General features: G+C 64.3%; 15 protein-coding genes, 1 tRNA gene and 2 pseudogenes. 11 read left to right on the plus strand and 7 right to left on the minus strand.

The genetic code is table 11. From position 1 onward, the window contains the following. Positions 1-314: pseudogene (locus tag EOA49_RS23430) on the minus strand (oligoendopeptidase F); the annotation flags it as partial. A 144-nt stretch (positions 315-458) separates the two neighbouring features. Between EOA49_RS23430 and EOA49_RS23435 the strand changes: the two are divergent. The 4 genes from EOA49_RS23435 (at position 459) to EOA49_RS32790 (ending at position 4698) form a co-directional block, all read left to right on the plus strand. After that, positions 459-2000 (plus strand): sigma-54 dependent transcriptional regulator, encoded by a 1542-nt coding sequence (locus EOA49_RS23435; protein WP_127243375.1) that lies wholly within the window; start codon positions 459-461, stop codon positions 1998-2000. A 378-nt stretch (positions 2001-2378) separates the two neighbouring features. Beyond that, positions 2379-4223 (plus strand): DUF882 domain-containing protein, encoded by a 1845-nt coding sequence (locus EOA49_RS23440; RefSeq protein WP_127241524.1) that lies wholly within the window; start codon positions 2379-2381, stop codon positions 4221-4223. 103 nt (positions 4224-4326) lie between these two features. Beyond that, a tRNA-Gln gene (locus EOA49_RS23445) sits at positions 4327-4400 on the plus strand. A gap of 121 nt (positions 4401-4521) precedes the next feature. Then, positions 4522-4698, plus strand: a complete 177-nt coding sequence (locus tag EOA49_RS32790; RefSeq protein WP_082980697.1) for a hypothetical protein — start codon at positions 4522-4524, stop codon at positions 4696-4698. 112 nt (positions 4699-4810) lie between these two features. On the opposite strand, the gene EOA49_RS23450 is transcribed toward EOA49_RS32790, so the two are convergent. Next, positions 4811-5446, minus strand: a complete 636-nt coding sequence (locus EOA49_RS23450) for a 2-dehydro-3-deoxy-phosphogluconate aldolase (protein ID WP_127241523.1) — start codon at positions 5444-5446, stop codon at positions 4811-4813. A 142-nt stretch (positions 5447-5588) separates the two neighbouring features. Here EOA49_RS23450 and EOA49_RS23455 point away from each other — a divergent pair, with 142 nt between their 5' ends. The 3 genes from EOA49_RS23455 to EOA49_RS23465 all read left to right on the plus strand — a co-directional run bounded on the left by EOA49_RS23455 (position 5589) and on the right by EOA49_RS23465 (position 8356). Continuing rightward, a complete protein-coding gene (locus tag EOA49_RS23455) occupies positions 5589-6518 on the plus strand; it encodes a rhodanese-related sulfurtransferase (protein WP_127241522.1) in 930 nt (309 codons plus the stop codon). Positions 6519-6639: 121 nt separating this feature from the next. Next, positions 6640-7347 carry a tellurite resistance TerB family protein gene (locus EOA49_RS23460; RefSeq protein WP_127241521.1) on the plus strand — a complete coding sequence of 236 codons (708 nt, stop codon included), beginning with the start codon at positions 6640-6642 and terminating at the stop codon, positions 7345-7347. A gap of 256 nt (positions 7348-7603) precedes the next feature. Next, entirely contained in the window at positions 7604-8356 is a 753-nt protein-coding gene (locus EOA49_RS23465; RefSeq protein ID WP_082953977.1) for an SDR family oxidoreductase, read from the plus strand. A 13-nt stretch (positions 8357-8369) separates the two neighbouring features. Here EOA49_RS23465 and EOA49_RS23470 read toward each other — a convergent pair whose 3' ends face one another. Further along, positions 8370-9554, minus strand: coding sequence for a pyridoxal phosphate-dependent aminotransferase (locus EOA49_RS23470; RefSeq protein WP_127241520.1), 1185 nt, complete (start codon positions 9552-9554; stop codon positions 8370-8372). An 82-nt stretch (positions 9555-9636) separates the two neighbouring features. Here EOA49_RS23470 and EOA49_RS23475 point away from each other — a divergent pair, with 82 nt between their 5' ends. From EOA49_RS23475 to denD, 4 genes are read left to right on the plus strand one after another with little or no spacing between them, the layout of a single operon-like run. Beyond that, positions 9637-10323, plus strand: a complete 687-nt coding sequence (locus tag EOA49_RS23475; RefSeq protein ID WP_127243376.1) for a GNAT family protein — start codon at positions 9637-9639, stop codon at positions 10321-10323. Positions 10324-10336: 13 nt separating this feature from the next. Further along, positions 10337-11317, plus strand: a complete 981-nt coding sequence (locus EOA49_RS23480; protein ID WP_127242230.1) for a cation diffusion facilitator family transporter — start codon at positions 10337-10339, stop codon at positions 11315-11317. Between the two features lie 36 nt (positions 11318-11353). After that, positions 11354-11560 carry a hypothetical protein gene (locus tag EOA49_RS23485; protein WP_067325974.1) on the plus strand — a complete coding sequence of 69 codons (207 nt, stop codon included), beginning with the start codon at positions 11354-11356 and terminating at the stop codon, positions 11558-11560. Between the two features lies 1 nt (position 11561). Then, the gene (gene denD / locus EOA49_RS23490; protein WP_127242231.1) at positions 11562-12536 is read left to right on the plus strand and encodes a D-erythronate dehydrogenase; all 975 of its coding nucleotides are present in this window, start codon (positions 11562-11564) and stop codon (positions 12534-12536) included. Between the two features lie 15 nt (positions 12537-12551). On the opposite strand, the gene EOA49_RS23495 is transcribed toward denD, so the two are convergent. The 4 genes and pseudogenes from EOA49_RS23495 to EOA49_RS23510 all read right to left on the minus strand — a co-directional run. Beyond that, the gene (locus tag EOA49_RS23495; protein ID WP_127243377.1) at positions 12552-13769 is read right to left on the minus strand and encodes a nickel/cobalt transporter; all 1218 of its coding nucleotides are present in this window, start codon (positions 13767-13769) and stop codon (positions 12552-12554) included. A gap of 6 nt (positions 13770-13775) precedes the next feature. Beyond that, entirely contained in the window at positions 13776-14444 is a 669-nt protein-coding gene (locus EOA49_RS23500; protein ID WP_127241513.1) for a DUF1007 family protein, read from the minus strand. Between the two features lie 180 nt (positions 14445-14624). Further along, complete coding sequence (locus tag EOA49_RS23505; RefSeq protein ID WP_067002475.1) at positions 14625-15524, minus strand: LysR family transcriptional regulator; 900 nt, start codon at positions 15522-15524, stop codon at positions 14625-14627. A 2-nt stretch (positions 15525-15526) separates the two neighbouring features. Continuing rightward, positions 15527-16020 (minus strand): annotated as a pseudogene (locus EOA49_RS23510) (amidase family protein); the annotation flags it as partial.

Here is a 16020-nt window from a genome sequence, read left to right on the forward strand (position 1 = left end):
GCGGTGTTGCCGGCATAGACAAGCCCGGCATAGGAGACGATGCGGCCGATCAGTTCCTCCAGCGCCTCGTAGGCCTTCAGCGCCTCGCCGAGCCGGCCGCCGGCGCCACGCTCGGCTTCGGCGGCCAACGTGCCCTTCCAGCGGACCTCGAAGGCGATGGCGTCGCTTGCCGCCCGGGCGATGTCACGCTTCAGCTCCGGCGCTTCCATACCGGAATAGAGATCGGCGAGGTTCCACTCCGGCAGATCGCCAAGTTCCGCCGCGGCCTGGCCAGACGCCGTCGCCGCAAGCCGCTGACCAAACATCATGCGCATCGACAATACCTTCTTCGAATCAACGGGAAAGGAGAAGCCGGTCAAATCCTAAGGAATTCGTTCACCGGGTTTTTTGAAACCTTATTTAGAACCCTGTGCCAAGATGATCCATGGGGATTTATCGGGCGGATAATTCAAAGAGTCATGACAGGTTCCGTACTCATAGTCGATGACGATCCCGTGCAGCGCAGGCTGCTCGAGGCGGCGGTCACGAAATTCGGCCACAGCGCCATCGTCACCGACGGCGGCGAGGCGGGTCTCGATGTGCTGGACGGACCGAAGGCGCGCGATGTGTCGGTCGTCATCCTCGACCTGGTCATGCCCGGTCTCGACGGCATCGGCGTGCTGAAGGCGATGCGCGAGCGCGCCATCAATCTCCCGGTCATCGTGCAGACCGCGCAGGGCGGCATCGAAACCGTTGTCTCGGCCATGCGCCACGGCGCTTTCGATTTCGTCGTCAAGCCGGCCTCGCCCGACCGGCTGCAGACCTCGATTTCCAATGCTTTGAAGGTCGAAGCGGTCGAGGATGAGGTGAAGCGCACGTCGCGGCGTCGCGGCGGCCATCTCACCTTCAAGGATCTGATCACCCGCAGCCCGGCGATGGACCGGGTGATCCGGCTCGGCCAGAAGGCGGCGGCCTCCAACATCCCGATCCTGATCGAGGGCGAATCGGGGGTGGGCAAGGAGTTGGTGGCGCGCGCCATCCAGGGCAGCGGCGACCGCCGCTCGAAACCCTTCGTCACCGTCAATTGCGGCGCCATCCCCGACAATCTGGTGGAATCGATCCTGTTCGGCCATGAGAAGGGTTCCTTCACCGGCGCCACGGACAAGCACACCGGCAAATTCGTCGAGGCGCATTCGGGCACGCTGTTCCTGGACGAGATCGGCGACCTGCCGCTCGACGTCCAGGTCAAGCTGCTGCGCGCCGTGCAGGAGGGCGAGGTCGACCCGGTCGGCGGCCGTTCGACCGTCAAGGTCGACATCCGGCTGATCTCGGCGACGCATCGGAATCTTTTGCAGCAGGTCAAGGACGGCAAATTCCGCGAGGACCTATTTTATCGCCTGAACGTCTATCCGATCTTCGTGCCGCCGCTGCGCGACCGGCGCGAGGACATCCCCCATCTGGTCAGGCATTTCATGGAGAAGGTGGCGCCGGCCGATCCGCGTCATCGTCTCACCGGCATATCGGCCAAAGCGCTGGCGATGCTGCAGGCCTACGATTGGCCGGGCAACATCCGCCAGCTGGAAAATGCGGTGTTCAGGGCGTCGGTGCTCGCCGAAGGCGAATTGCTGACCGAAGAGGAATTCCCACAGATCCGCGCGCAGGTCGAAGGCACGGTGAAGCTCGATGCCGAGCCTGCGACTGCCGTGGCACCGGTCGCGGACGAGCCGCAGCGGGGCGATCAGGCCGTCTCTAATGGAGCGGCGGCAGGTTCGCACGAGGCCGAGGCGCGGGCGCGGCTGCAGCCGCGATTCGGCACGCTGAGGGCCTTGGACGAGCGCGGCAATGTGCGGGCGCTGGCCGATGTCGAGTTCGAGATGATCAAGCTTGCGATCGACCACTATAACGGCCAGATGAGCGAGGTGGCGCGCCGCCTCGGCATCGGGCGCTCTACGCTTTACCGCAAGTTGAAGGAATATGGCATTGACCCCGAAGCGGGTCGGCTTGATCGACTTGCCTCTTGAGACGCAAGCCCAGCCCAGCCTACCGGTTTATATTCCGACTTAAATCGTCGGTTTTTCGTTTCTGAAGGCGCTTTTTCAGTCGCTTGCGTGTTCGCGATCACGCATTTAACGCAATCGGTAACAGATTGTGTTTGGGCCAAAGCCGAATTCTCGATCTAAACCAGCGATTTACCACGAAACGTGGTGCATCATTTTTGACGGGATATCGCCACGGTGTTACCGCATTTCGGCTCCAATAAGCGATGATTAACCATTAGGATCGATATTCGGATGTGAGAACCACGCATCCGTTTGGGCAAATCCGGGGACAAACGGCAGCCTGCAAGGCCTTTTGATTTGAACCAAGTCGAACGACACACGAACGGGCGGCATTTTCACATGAGCGTCTGGCCAAGGTGGCTGACGTTTGTGATTTTGGCCGTCGGGTTCCTCTCGGCAGCCGCTTCCGGCGCGAAAGCCGAAGTCCGTTCGCTGAAGCTCTATCACCTGCACACGCACGAAAAGGCCGAGATCGTCTACAAGCGCAACGGCCGCTACGATCCCGCAGGCCTGCGCAAGATCAACATCATCCTGCGCGACTGGCGCCGCAACGAGCCGACCAAGATGGATCCGCGGCTGCTCGATCTGGTGTGGGAAGCCTATCGGCAAAGCGGAGCGACCGACTACATCCAGGTGGTCTGCGGCTATCGCTCGCCGTCAACCAATTCGATGCTGCGCAGCCGCAGCCGCGGTGTCGCCGAGAAAAGCCAGCACATGCTCGGCAAGGCGATGGACTTCTACATCCCCGGCGTGCCGCTGAAGAAGCTGCGCAACATCGGCCTGAAGATGCAGGGCGGCGGCGTCGGCTACTATCCGAATTCCGGTTCTCCGTTCGTCCACATGGATGTCGGCAATGTCCGCCACTGGCCGGGTATCAGCCGTCAGGAACTGGTCAGCCTGTTCCCGAACGGCAAGACGCTGCACGTGCCGAGCGACGGCCGGCCGCTGCCTGGCTATGAGCAGGCTCTGGCCGCCTACAAGGCGCGCAAGGGCGCCGGCACCCCCAATATCGAGCTGGCCAGCGCCGGCGGCTCGACCAAGCGGTCCGGCGGACTGTTTGCGGCCTGGTTCGGCGGCGGCGACGACGAGGCCGACGACAGCGCCGATGTCGCGAGCGCCCAACCCGCACCCCAGCCGAAAGCTGTGAAGCAGGTGGCGGCCGCCAAGAGCGGCAACAGCGGCAGCCTGCCGGGCATCGCGATCGTCTCGCCGCAGGATGCCCAGCGCGCCAACATCCCGCAGATCGCCGATGACAGCTCGGACGATTCGCAACCGCAGCAGGACACGCCCGAAACCATCATTGCCGCGCTGCCGCCGAAGGAGGTTCCTCTGCCCGCCTTCGCGCCGAGGCCCAAGGCCGATGTCGGCCAGCAGACGGCTGAAAACGTGCCGTTCGCCGTGGCGGACGCCTCGGCCACGGCTGAGCAGGCGGTGGCGACGGCGCATGCTCCGGCCAACGTACCGTTCGGCATGGCCGCCGGCGCGGCGCAGGCCACAGCCGATCCCGCGCAGGGGGCGTTCAACAATGTTCCGCTGCCGACGAGGCGGCCCGATCTGCCGAGGGAACTTGCGCCCAAGGACAAGGGCGTGCTTCTGGCGCTGGCGGAAACCGCCTCGCAGGACAAGAGCGCGACCGATGCCTTCTCGGTGCTGCCGACCGCGCGGCCCGACACGGGCAAGCCGGATGAGATCAAAGCGGTGCTCGAGCAGGCCAGCGCGACCACCGTGGCCGGCTCGAGTGGGGCCGAATACGAAGTCGCTTCGCTGACTGCGCCGGAGCCACGCTCGGCATTCAACGATCCGTCGGGTCTCGATGCAGCTTCGCCGCGTCAAGCCATTGCCGCACGCCCCGCCGGCACCGATCCGGCGCAGGCGATCGGCGCCGGCGTGAAGACGACGCGCAAGGAGGCCAGGGCGTCCGCCAACGACCTGAAGCCCGGCCCGAAGGCAATGGTGGTGGCAACGCCGCCGCAGGCAGCGCGCTGGGCGCTGGGCAGCGGCGACAACATCGCCACCGTTTCCGATCCGACCACGGCACCGCGCTATGCCTACAGTATCGTGCACACGCCGCCGAGCGAGGTCTACACGGCCGGCTTCCAGACGGATGCGCAATTGCCGGACGCCAGCCGGTTCACCGGCAACGCGGTGAAGTTCCTTTCGGTCGCCCGCTTCCAGACGAAATAACGAGCCTGCCAGTGCCGCAACAGCCGCGTTGAACAACAGCGCGGCTTTTGCTTTTTATCACGGCAGCATAGTTTGAACGGCGCGGGTTTCCCGCGTGGTCTTTTCCCGCTTCGTCTAACGGTAGGACAGCGCCCTTTGAAGGCGTGAATCGTGGTTCGAATCCATGAGCGGGAACCAGCCGGCGGCTGGTTTTCGGCCCGCACCGGCATGCCATCACGCACGCTTAAACTTCTCGTGAGACCGGAACGGGCCGCGCTTTTTCGGGTTAGGATGCGTTCGTTCCAAACTGAGGATATTCATGAAGAAGATTCTATTGGCGTCAGTTCTCGCTCTGGCCGCGGCATCGGCTGCCGTGGCTCCAACGCAGGCCGAAACCGTTATCGTCAAGACCGGCAAGCATCACTGCAGAACCAAGGTGGTCACCCATTGGGTTCACCACCGCAAGGTCGTCGAGAAGGTCAAGGTCTGCCACTGACCGCATGTCCAGCCCTGGAGCGGTTCAGCGTTTGATAGACCGCTGAACCGCTCCAGGGGTTCTTTACACGATCCGGACGGAAGAACCGGTGCCCACACTTCCTGGAATTGCGTTAGGCGAGCTTGCTCGCCGCGCGCGCCAGGGCTTCGATCTCATCCCATTTGCCGGCCTTGATGAGTTCGTCGGGCGCAACCCACGAGCCGCCGACGCAGATGACGTTGGGGAGGCTCAGATAGTCGGCTGCGTTCTTGGCCGTTATGCCGCCGGTCGGGCAGAATTTCACGTCGGCGAGCGGCGAGGCGAAGGCCTTCAGCGATGCAATGCCGCCCGACTGTTCGGCCGGGAAGAATTTCAGGAAGCGCAGGCCGGCTTCGCGCGCGGCCATGATCTCCCCGGGGGTGATGGCGCCGGGCAGCAGCGGCACGGGGCTGTCGTTGGCCGCGTCGAGAAGCTGGCCCGTAATGCCGGGGCTGACGATGAATTTCGAGCCGGCGCGTGCCGCCTCGTCGAACTGCTTGGCATCGAGAATGGTGCCGGCACCGACAACCGCATCCTCGACTTCGGCCGCGACGCGGCGGATCGCTTCTAGCGCATCGGCGGTGCGCAGCGTGATCTCGATCGCCCTCAAGCCGCCGCGCGACAGAGCGCGGGCGAGCGGCACGGCGTCGGCGACATTGGCGATCTTTAGCACCGGGATGACCGGCTGGCCGTTGAGGAGCGACAGGAGCTTTTCGGTCTTGCTGGTCATTGGTTTGTCTCTCCGTTTCGGTCGATTTCAACCGATTAGCAGAAGGGGTATTCCGAGTCCACGAAGGCGGGCGTGTCGCAATGTCACGCGGCCTGTCCGCTCTGCCTTGAAACGGCTTTCAGCACGGTCTAGTGGCATGGGCATGACAACAACCAAGGAAACTCAGCCGGTCCGCGTTGCCGCGCTCTACAAGTTTGCGCGGCTCGACAATTACCAAGCGTTGCGCGCGCCGCTCGCCGCCTTCTGCTGTGGACGCGGCATCAAGGGCACGCTGCTTTTGGCGCATGAGGGTATCAACGGCACGGTCGCCGGCAGCGAGGAAGCGATCGCCGCGCTTATTGATCACCTGGAGGCGATCGAAGCGCTTGCCGGCCTGGAAGTGAAATACAGCACCGCCGCCGAGATGCCGTTCCACCGCATGAAGGTGCGGCTGAAGCGCGAGATCGTCACGATGGGCGTCGACGATCTCGATCCGGCGAGCAGCGCCGGCACCTATGTCGCGCCGGCCGATTGGAACGCGCTGATCTCGGACGCCGACACGTTGGTCATCGACACGCGCAACGCCTACGAGGTTTGGATCGGCACCTTCAAGGGCGCGGTCGATCCCAAGACCGCCAGCTTTCGCGAGTTCCCGGGCTGGGTCGAAGAGCACCGCGAGGAGCTCGAAGGCCGCAAGGTGGCGATGTTCTGCACCGGCGGCATTCGCTGCGAGAAGGCGACCGCTTACGTGAAGTCGCTGGGCTTCAGGCAGGTCTTCCATCTTAAGGGCGGCATCCTGAAATATCTCGAAGAGGTGCCGGCCGAAGAGAGCCTGTGGCAGGGCGAATGCTTCGTCTTCGACGAGCGGGTATCGGTGTCGCATGGCCTGGCCGAGGGCGAAGCCGAACTCTGCCGCGCCTGCCGCCATCCGCTCACCGTCGAGGACCGGCTCTCGCCGAAATATATGGTCGGCGTCTCATGCCCGCATTGCTTCGAAGCGCGCTCGGACGAGGACCGCGCGCGCTACGCCGAGCGCCATCGCCAGGTGGAACTCGCGCATGCGCGGGGCGCCAAGCGCCACATCGGAAGCTGAGCAGCCCAGGTTTCGTCAAATCATCCGCCCGTTCATTGTAATGTCAATGCGCGGGGCCTACGTCTTGCCGATCCGAAACCCCGCCCGGGCGCATTCGGCCGGGCCAATTCTGGAGGCATTGATGCTCGACCCCAAGAAGCTGCTCGACGACCTTTTCGGCTCGCAAATTCCCGGCACGGGATCGACCGTTCGCGACAAGGCGGGGCAGGCGGTGCAGATGGCGAAGGACAATCCGCTCGCCGCCGGCGCGCTGGCGGCGGTGCTGCTCGGCACCGGCCCCGGTCGACAGGTGACGGGCGCTGCCATGAAGCTCGGCGGCCTGGCAGCCATTGGCGGCCTCGCCTACAAGGCCTACCAGAACTACAAGGCCGGCAATGTGCCGGCACAAGAACCGGTGGCCGGCGAGCCCGAGTTGCTGCCGCCGCCCAAGGACACCGCCTTCCATCCCTTGCAGGCGCCGCAGGGCGAGGCCGAATTCACGCTGACCCTGGTGCGGGCGATGATCTCCGCAGCCAAGGCGGACGGTCATGTCGATGACGAGGAGCGGCAGAAAATCGCCGACAAGCTCAAGCTCGCCGGCATCGGTGCCGAAGCGGAAAAATTTCTGCTGGATGAGCTTGAACGCCCGCTCGATCTCGACGTCCTGATCACCGGCGCCAAGACCGATGCGCAGAAGGTTGAGCTCTACACCGCCTCGCGCCTTACCATCGATCCCGACACCCGCACGGAGCGCGGCTATCTCGACCTGCTAGCCGGCCGCCTCGGCCTGCCGGACGCGCTGGTCGACCATGTCGAGGCGACGGTCTCGGCGGCGAAGGCGCCGGCTTGAAATTGCCGGTTGGTAAACGCGCATGGGACGTGCTGCTGGCCGTTAATCTTTCGTTAACCCAGCAAGCGCATCATTCTAACCAGTCGGACCGGCTTATCCTCCTCCCAAGCGCGGTTCAGATGAGGGGCGGTCGCCAATGACCGCCCTTTTTGTCGGCTCCGCTTTCTTGCCGACAATAGCCGCTTGCCACGCCCTCCGTCATTTGCGATGCCACGTCTTCTTCCAGCAGTGACGGGGAGCGAGGACGATGACCGCCATGACAGAGAAAACAGCCATCGTAACCGGCGCCGGCACCGGCATCGGCAAGAGCGTCGCCACCACGCTGCTCAAGGCAGGCTGGAACACCGTGTTCTGCGGCCGCCGCAAGACGCTGCTCGAGGAGGCGATCGCCGAGGCCGGGAAGACCAGCGCCAGGGCGCTTGCCGTTGCATGCGACATCAGCAAGGCCGGCGAAGTCGACGACATGTTCGAGACAGTGGTGGAGGCGTTCGGGCGCGTCGACCTGCTCTTCAACAATGCCGGCATGGGCTACAAGTCGACGCTGATCGACGAGATCCCGGTCGAGGTCTGGAACGATGTCGTCGGCGTCAACCTGACCGGCTCGTTCCTATGCGCCCGTGCCGCCTTCGGCGTCATGCGCCGGCAAAAGCCGATGGGTGGGCGCATCATCAACAATGGCTCGGTGTCGGCCTATGCGCCGCGGCCGGGCTCAGCGCCCTACACGGCGACCAAGCATGCCATCACCGGCCTGACCAAGACCCTGGCGCTCGACGGCCGGCCCTATGACATTGCCTGCGGCCAGATCGACATTGGCAACGCATTGACCGAGATGGCGCAGGCGATGACCGTCGGCGTGCCGCAGGCCAACGGCTCCATCGCCGCCGAAGCCGTGATGGATGTCCAGCGCGTCGCCGACGCGGTGCTTCACATGGCGAGCTTGCCGCTCGACGCCAATGTGCTGTTCATGACGGTGATGGCGACGAAGATGCCGTTCGTCGGCCGCGGATGAGGGGCTGAGGCTTCTATTTCGTCAAGAACACTTCGATCCGCTCCAGCGCTCGTAATATGTTCTCCTCGGAATTGGCGTAGGAAAGCCGGACATAGCCTTCGCCGAGCACGCCGAAATCGGGGCCGCCGATCAGCGCGACGCCGGCATCCTCCAACAGCGCCGAGGCAAGCTTCTTGGCCTTCCAGCCGGTCTTCGAAACATTGGGGAAGGCGTAGAAGGCGCCCTTCGGCGTGATGCAGGAAATGCCGGGGAGCGCGTTCAGCCCTTCGACCACGATCTTCCTGCGGTTGTCGAAGGCGAGCATCATCTTTTCGACATCGTCCTGCGGGCCGTCTATCGCGGCGATGCCGGCATACTGGCTCGGCGCGTTGACGCAGGACCAGCAGTTGACCGCCAGCTTGCGCACCTTGTCGTAGAGATAGGCGCCCTTTTCGCCGTTTGGCCAGATCGACCAGCCCATGCGCCAGCCGGTCATCGCCCAGGTCTTGGACCAGCCGTTGAGCACGATCAGCCTGTCGCGGAGTTCCGGAAAGTTGAGCAGCGAGCAGTGCGTCTCGCCGTCATAGGTCATGACGTCGTAGATCTCGTCGGAGAGGATCGCGACCTCAGGGTGCTTCTCCAAGCCCTTCACGAGTTTGGCGATCTCGTTCCGCGCGGTCACGCCGCCGGTCGGATTGGCGGGCGAGTTGAGGATCAGCAGCCTCGTCTTCGGCGTGATCAGCGCCAGCGTCTCATCCGCCGAGAAGGCGAAGCCGTTCTCCTCGCGGATCGGCACCGGGATTGGAGCCGCACCCGTGAACTCGATCATCGAGCGATAAATCGGAAAGCCGGGATCGGGATAAAGAATCTCCGCCCCCGGCTCGCCGAACATCAGGATCGCGGCGAACATGGTCGGCTTGCCGCCGGGCAGGATGATCACGCTCTCGGGCGATACTTCGACCCCGGTGGTGGTCAGCGTTCGGCGCACGACGGCCTCGCGAGTGGCTAAAAGGCCGTTGGCAGGCGTGTAGCCGTGGTGGCCATCGCGCAGCGCCTTGATCGCCGCCTCGACGATATGCTGCGGCGTCTTGAAGTCGGGCTGGCCGATGCCGAGGTTGATGACGTCGCGGCCCTGATGGGCAAGCGCCGTTGCCCGCGCGAGCACCGCAAAGGCATTTTCCTCGCCGAGACGATCGAAGGCCGCGATGGTGTGGAGCATTTTTCCCGTCCCTGTGGTTCTTTCTGTGGGCGAGCGTTTTTGTGAGCCTGCGCCAGGAAAGTCAAACGGATCGGAGCTTTCGGTGTCGGAAAATCTGAAGAATTGGCAGCCACGCCCGCGGCCCGAACGCAAGGCGCTGGAAGGCCGCTATGTCCGGCTTGAGCCACTGAGCGCGTCAAAGCACGGCGACGGCCTCTATGAGGCGTCGTCGGTGCCCGATGCCGGAGGCCGCTTCGCCTGGCTGCCGGACTATCCGCCTGAGAACCGCGCCGCCTTCCAGCCATGGCTCGACAAAGTCGAGGCGAGCGAGGATCCGTTGTTTTTCGCCGTCATCGACAAGCCGAGCGGCAAGATCGCCGGACGTCAGACGCTGATGCGCATTGATGCCGCCAACGGCGTCATCGAGATCGGCAACATCTATTGGGGGCCGCTGATTTCGCGCAGGCCGCAGGCGACGGAAGCACAGTTCCTGTTCACCAAATATGCCTTCGACGAGCTCGGCTATCGCCGCTACGAATGGAAATGCAACAACCGCAACGAGCCGTCGAAACGTGCGGCGGAACGTTTCGGTTTCAAGTTCGAAGGCATTTTCCGCCAGCATCTTGTGGTAAAGGGCGAAAACCGCGATACGGCGTGGTACTCGATCATCGACAAGGAGTGGCCGGCGCTGCGCAAGGCCTATGAGGCCTGGCTCGATCCGGCGAATTTCGATGGCGAGGGCCGCCAAAAGCGACGGCTCGAGGATTTCCGCGCCGAGTCCGGCGCGTAGCAGGAGTTGCGCGATGGCGCATGATCACGGCTCACACGCCCACAGCCACGGCGCCGATGACGTGCACGGGTCGACCGACAAGAAGCGCGTTCTCGTCGCGGGCTGCCTGACAGCCGGCTTCATGATCGCGGAGGCGCTCGGCGGCTGGCTCACCGGCTCGCTGGCGCTGCTTGCGGATGCTGGCCATATGCTGGCGGACGCGATCGCGCTCGGCCTCGCCTGGTATGCCTTCCAACTCACCGGACGTCCCGCCACCGGGCGTCTCACCTACGGCTTCGCTCGCGTGAAGACGCTGGTCGCATACACCAACGGCATAGCCATTTTCGTCATCGCGCTTTGGATCGTCTACGAGGCCTGGGGGCGGCTGATGCACCCGGCGCCGGTGCTGGGCGGGCCGATGCTGGTGGTGGCGGTCGCCGGCCTGCTGGTCAACGTCGCCTCCTTCTTCGTGCTGCATGGCGGCGACCGCGAGAGCCTCAACATGCGCGGCGCCATACTGCATGTGCTGGGCGACCTGCTTGGCTCGGCCGCGGCAATCGCTGCGGCCCTCATCATCCTCGCCACCGGCTGGACGCCGATCGATCCGATCCTCTCCGTGCTGGTGGCGCTGCTGATCCTGTCGACGGCGTGGTCGCTGATGCGCGAGGCCGCCCATGTGCTGCTCGAAGGCGTGCCGGCAAGCCTCGACCGCGATCTCATCGCCAAGGATCTGGAAGCCGCGGTCAAGGGCGTGCGGGAGGTGCATCACATGCATGTCTGGTCGCTCGACGGCACCAGCAACATGGCGACGCTGCATGCCTGCCTGAATGACGGCGTCGATCCGCATGCTGCGGTAAGCGCCATCAAGAAGCGGCTTGCGGCGAAGCACGGGATCGATCATGCAACGGTGGAGCCCGAGTTCGGGCTATGCGCCGACAGTCATGACGAGCACGATCATCACCATGATCACGACCATGCGCATGATGCGCCTCGCGATCGCCGCCACTATCACTGAGCCGGTGATGAGCTTCGGATCGAGGGACGGCGCCTGATGGATCGCGAGACACGCAACGCGGCGATCGCCGCGGCCTGGATACTGCTCCTGTTCGGGCTCGCCGCCTATTTCCTGCCGACCATCATGCTGGCCGCCGGCAAGGTCTCTACGGTCCTTGCGGTCGTCATCGCCGCGCTCTTCATGGTGGGGCTGTTCGCCGTCCTGTGGCTGCGCGGACGCAGCCAACGCAAGAAGGGTCTATGAGATGAGAGTTCTGATTACCGGCGCCGCCGGCATGGTTGGCCGCAAGCTGATCGCAAGGCTGGCCAAGGACGGTGTGCTGCGCGGGCGCAAAATAACCGCGCTCGATCTGCATGATATCGTGCCGCCGCAGGCGCCGACGCTCGCCGGAGTCGATGTCTCGATCCACACCGGCGATCTTTCCACGCCCGGTGCGACGGCCAAGCTCGTTGCTTCCCGCCCGGACGTGATTTTCCATCTCGCCGGCATCGTTTCCGGCGAGGCGGAGGCCAATTTCGACCTCGGCTACCGCGTCAATCTCGACGGCACGCGCGCTTTGTTCGACGCGGTGCGGGTGGCGGGCTTCGCGCCGCGCCTTGTCTTCACCTCGTCGATCGCGGTGTTCGGCGCGCCGTTCCCGGATGTCATCCCGGACGAGTTCCATCCGACGCCGCTCACCTCCTACGGCACGCAGAAGCTGATCAGTGAGGCGCTGCTTGCCGACTACTCGCGGCGCGGAGTCTTCGACGGCATCGGCATCCGGCTGCCCACCATCTGCGTGCGGCCGGGCAGGCCGAACAAGGCGGCGTCGAGCTTCTTCTCAGGGATTATCCGCGAGCCGCTCAGCGGCCAGGAGGCGATCCTGCCGGTGCCGCGCTCGGTGCTGCACACGCATGCCAGCCCGCGATCGGCGGTGAATTTCCTGATCCATGCGGCCGAAATCGATGGCGATAAGGTCGGGCCGCGGCGCAATCTCACCATGCCCGGCGTGGCCGTCACGGTCGGCGAGCAGATCGAAGCGCTCGCGCGCATAGCCGGCGCCGAGGTGGTCAAACGGATCCGCGAGCAGCCCGACGAAACGATCTGGGCGATCGTCAGAGGCTGGCCGACGCGCTTCGAGGCGCGCCGCTCGCGGGAACTGGGTTTTGTCGCCGAGAAGAATTTCGACGAGATCATCCGCGCCCATATCGAGGACGAACTCGACGGAAAGATCGGGTGACAGTTCCGGTCGGCTTCAGACGCCGCCCGTCAGGCTGGCCGACAAGAGCAGCAGGCCAACGAGGAAGATGAACGCGGCGCCGCCGATCTCGACGATCGAATGGATGCGGTTGCCGATGCGTCCGTCGCCGGCGAAATAGACAGCCCAGTTCTTGGCCGTCACCGCGATCGTCGCCAGCGCGGAGACGGTGATCGCGGTGCCGATCGACATGGCGAGCACCGAGAGCAGGCCGCCGAGCCAGAGGCCGTTGAGGAGCGCGAAGCTCAGCACGATCAGCGCGCCGGAGCAAGGGCGGATGCCGACGGCGGCCACCGCCGACCAGGCGGTCTTCCAGTCGAAGCGATCGCCCGAAAGCAGCGCCGGATCCGGCGCGTGCGAATGGCCGCAGGTGTCGCAGACTTCGCCCGGGCCGTGGTGATGATGCCCAGCGTGAGCATGGTCGTGCGCCGCGTGGTCGTGATCATGCGCCTTGTGATCAGTCGCCTCATGGCCGTGCGCATGCGAATGCGCGGCATGATCATGGTCGTGATGCGCGTGCGAGTGCGTCGAGTGGGCATGCGCGGAATGCGAATGGGAGTGGGAATGACCGGCATGGGAATGCGCGTGAGCATGCGAGTGCCCGCCACGCGAGTGGCCGGCATGGGCCGCCGACAGGCTGTGGGCCGGACCGGCGCCGAACCGCCGAAGAATGGCCGGGCCCGCCTTGCGCCACAGTAGCCAGGCGCCGAACAGCGTCACCAGCACATAACTGGAGATCTCAAGAAACCATGCCGCGTCGGTCATCGACACCGCCGTGCCGCGCAGCACGAAATAGGCAAGCATCATGACGACGACCGCGGTCAGCCCCTGCAGCAGCGCCGAGACGAAGGACAGCATGATCCCGCGCTTCAGCGCCACTTCGTTGGCGACCATGTAGGACGAAATCACCGCCTTGCCGTGGCCGGGCCCGGCGGCGTGGAAAATGCCGTAGGCGAAGGACAGGCCGACCAGAAGCCAGAGCTTGCTGCCGTCCTGGCGCATGGCTTTCATCGCGGCCGCCAGCGAATGGTAGAATTCCTGCTGCCTGAGATTGATCCACATCAGGATATGGGCGAACGGACCGGTCGTGCTCGGCGCCATGCCGTCATTGGTGCCGATGCCGAGCGAGCTCTGGGCATGAGCGACGCCAGGCAGATGCGTCATGACCAAGGTGGCGGCCGCGAGGCCGAGCGCCAAGCGCAGCGACGGTTTCATCACCGATTATCCTTCCGGCGGACAGTTCAGTTCGAGCTTGGTGGCGAAGATCTTGCTCATGTCGGTGCCCGTCGGATCGTTGAAGAAGGCTTCCGTCAGGGTCTTCTGGTTTTCCTTGATCGCTTCGTCCGGATCGGGACGGATCACCTTCTTGGTGCAATTCGCGGGCAATCCCTCAACGGTGAGGTTGGCGTCGTCGGTGAAGTCGATCGCCGTGTAGAAGGTCGGATCGTAGACGCCGATGTCGATCTTGCCGGCGAGCTTGATCGGCGTCTTCGGCTGCGACTCGAACAGAATGATCAGCTGGTCGTTGTCGAAGCTCGCCATCAGATGCGGCGGAGGGACCATGGGCACGTCCTTGCCGTCCTGCGTGACCAGCTGGAAATAGTTGAACTCGGCCAGCGAGGAATGGACGGTGTCGGCCACTTCCTTGAGCTCTTTGTCGTCAAGCTTCAGATCGGAGTTCTTGTCGAACTCCATCATCACTGTACTCGAAAACAGATCGTCGAAGCGCCAAAGGTGGCGCAGCGCCGTCACACTTTGGTGATCCGCGCCGAGGATGACGTCGAGGCGAGCCTCGGCGAAGACGTGCGGGTGCACCTGGGCCGGCTCTACCGTGGCAAAGGTGGCCGCAATTGCCGAAGCCAGTATGGTTGCTTGCCGTTTCAAGTGCATTCCGGGCCGCGATTCCATCGACTTTGGGAGTGGGCTCCGAGAGTTAACAGAAAGGGGGCGAAATTGGGACGCGCTCTCGGAGAGCGTCGCGCTTTTTCCAGATTCGCCCGATGCGCTTTTAGGTCTGATTCTGCGCATGTCCTTGTGCCGAAAACGGTTCCCACCTTCGGGGGACGTGCTTCACGCAGCGTCGCGCGTCCTGAACCAGTGCACCAGGAAATCGACGAAGACACGGACCTTGGCGGGCAAATAGCGGCGATGCGGATAGACCGCGAAGATGCCGCTGCCCGAGAGGATGCGGTCGTCGAGCACCGTCACCAGCTTGCCCGACGCGACTTCGGGCGCAGCGATGAAATCCGGGAGGATGGTGAAGCCCAGGCCCGACACGGCGGCTGCTCTCGCCGCCATCGGACTGTTGACCTCGATCGGCCCCGACACGGTGACGCTCACCGAATCCTCGCCGTCTCCCTTGAAGCGCCAGTTGGCTAAAGAGCGGCCGTTGGTGTCGACGATGCAGGGCATGTTGGAAAGATCCTGCGGGCGGGTCGGGGTGCCATGCTTTGCGAGCAGGTCCGGCGACGCGCAGAGCTTGATCGAAAACGGCCCGAGGCGCCGCGCGATCAGCGACGAGTTCTCCAGCCGCGAAATGCGCACGGCGACATCGAAGCCTTCCTCGACCAGATCGACGAAGCGGTCGTCGAGATGGATGTCGAGAACGATGTCCGGATGTTGCTTGGCAAAATCGATCAGCGACTGCCCAATCGGCGCGTCGGCGAAGGTGCGCGCAGCCGAGAGCTTGATGCGGCCGCGCACGTCGCCGGAAGATTCGCGCACGGCATCGGCGAGGCTGTCGACCTCGCGCACGATTTCGGAGGCGCGCTGATAATAGGTGTGACCGGCTTCGGTCAGCGAGAACTGCCGCGTGGTACGGTTCAACAACAGCGCGCCGAGCTCGTCCTCGAGCTCGCGCACATATTTCGACAGCAGCGCCTTGGAACGGCCGATCTTGCGCGCGGCGGCCGAGAAGCCTTCGGCCTCGACGACGTCGATGAAGGCGCGCATGCGGGTCAATGTATCCATGATCAGACCTTTCGGGCCGCATCCAGAATCGTGCGGCCGAGCCCTATCAGGGCGACGTCGCTGCCGGAAGGGCCGAGCAGCGACAGGCCGAAGGGCGCGCCGTCGACGGAACCGAGCGGCAAGGTGATCTGCGGGAAGCCCGACAACCCGGCCAGGCACAAAAGATGCAGCGCCCTTTCGCGATAGGCCTGGAACTGCTCAGGCGTGCTGGTCTTCAGTGGCGCTGCGCCCGGCACGGTCGGCAGAACAAGAAAGCCGTCGTTGCCGAGCAGCTTGCCGAACTCGGAACGGAAGGCTGCCCGACGCGCCGTTTCGGCTTCGACTGTCTTTGGGTCGATCGTGCGGCCGAAGCCGAAACGCTCGTCGACACCCGGACCCAGCCCGTGACCGCCTGCCGAAATCCAGCCGCCATGCACCTGCCAGGCCTCGAAGGCCTGCAGCCGGCGAAAGCACCAGTAGAGATCATCTGGGGACGAGGCGAAGGCGTGTTCGGTTT

Origin of the sequence: Mesorhizobium sp. M1A.F.Ca.IN.020.04.1.1, assembly GCF_003997315.1 — a bacterium.
In the GTDB taxonomy this organism is placed as follows: Bacteria; Pseudomonadota; Alphaproteobacteria; order Rhizobiales; family Rhizobiaceae; genus Mesorhizobium.

Bases quoted from the DNA above. Each gene is read 5' to 3' on its own strand.
- EOA49_RS23435 (WP_127243375.1), top strand. From the start codon at position 459: ATGACAGGTTCCGTACTCATAGTCGATGACGATCCCGTGCAGCGCAGG.
- EOA49_RS23440 (WP_127241524.1), top strand. From the start codon at position 2,379: ATGAGCGTCTGGCCAAGGTGGCTGACGTTTGTGATTTTGGCCGTCGGG.
- EOA49_RS32790 (WP_082980697.1), top strand. From the start codon at position 4,522: ATGAAGAAGATTCTATTGGCGTCAGTTCTCGCTCTGGCCGCGGCATCG.
- EOA49_RS23450 (WP_127241523.1), bottom strand. From the start codon at position 5,446: ATGACCAGCAAGACCGAAAAGCTCCTGTCGCTCCTCAACGGCCAGCCG.
- EOA49_RS23455 (WP_127241522.1), top strand. From the start codon at position 5,589: ATGACAACAACCAAGGAAACTCAGCCGGTCCGCGTTGCCGCGCTCTAC.
- EOA49_RS23460 (WP_127241521.1), top strand. From the start codon at position 6,640: ATGCTCGACCCCAAGAAGCTGCTCGACGACCTTTTCGGCTCGCAAATT.
- EOA49_RS23465 (WP_082953977.1), top strand. From the start codon at position 7,604: ATGACAGAGAAAACAGCCATCGTAACCGGCGCCGGCACCGGCATCGGC.
- EOA49_RS23470 (WP_127241520.1), bottom strand. From the start codon at position 9,554: ATGCTCCACACCATCGCGGCCTTCGATCGTCTCGGCGAGGAAAATGCC.
- EOA49_RS23480 (WP_127242230.1), top strand. From the start codon at position 10,337: ATGGCGCATGATCACGGCTCACACGCCCACAGCCACGGCGCCGATGAC.
- EOA49_RS23485 (WP_067325974.1), top strand. From the start codon at position 11,354: ATGGATCGCGAGACACGCAACGCGGCGATCGCCGCGGCCTGGATACTG.
- denD (WP_127242231.1), top strand. From the start codon at position 11,562: ATGAGAGTTCTGATTACCGGCGCCGCCGGCATGGTTGGCCGCAAGCTG.
- EOA49_RS23495 (WP_127243377.1), bottom strand. From the start codon at position 13,769: ATGAAACCGTCGCTGCGCTTGGCGCTCGGCCTCGCGGCCGCCACCTTG.
- EOA49_RS23500 (WP_127241513.1), bottom strand. From the start codon at position 14,444: ATGCACTTGAAACGGCAAGCAACCATACTGGCTTCGGCAATTGCGGCC.
- EOA49_RS23505 (WP_067002475.1), bottom strand. From the start codon at position 15,524: ATGGATACATTGACCCGCATGCGCGCCTTCATCGACGTCGTCGAGGCC.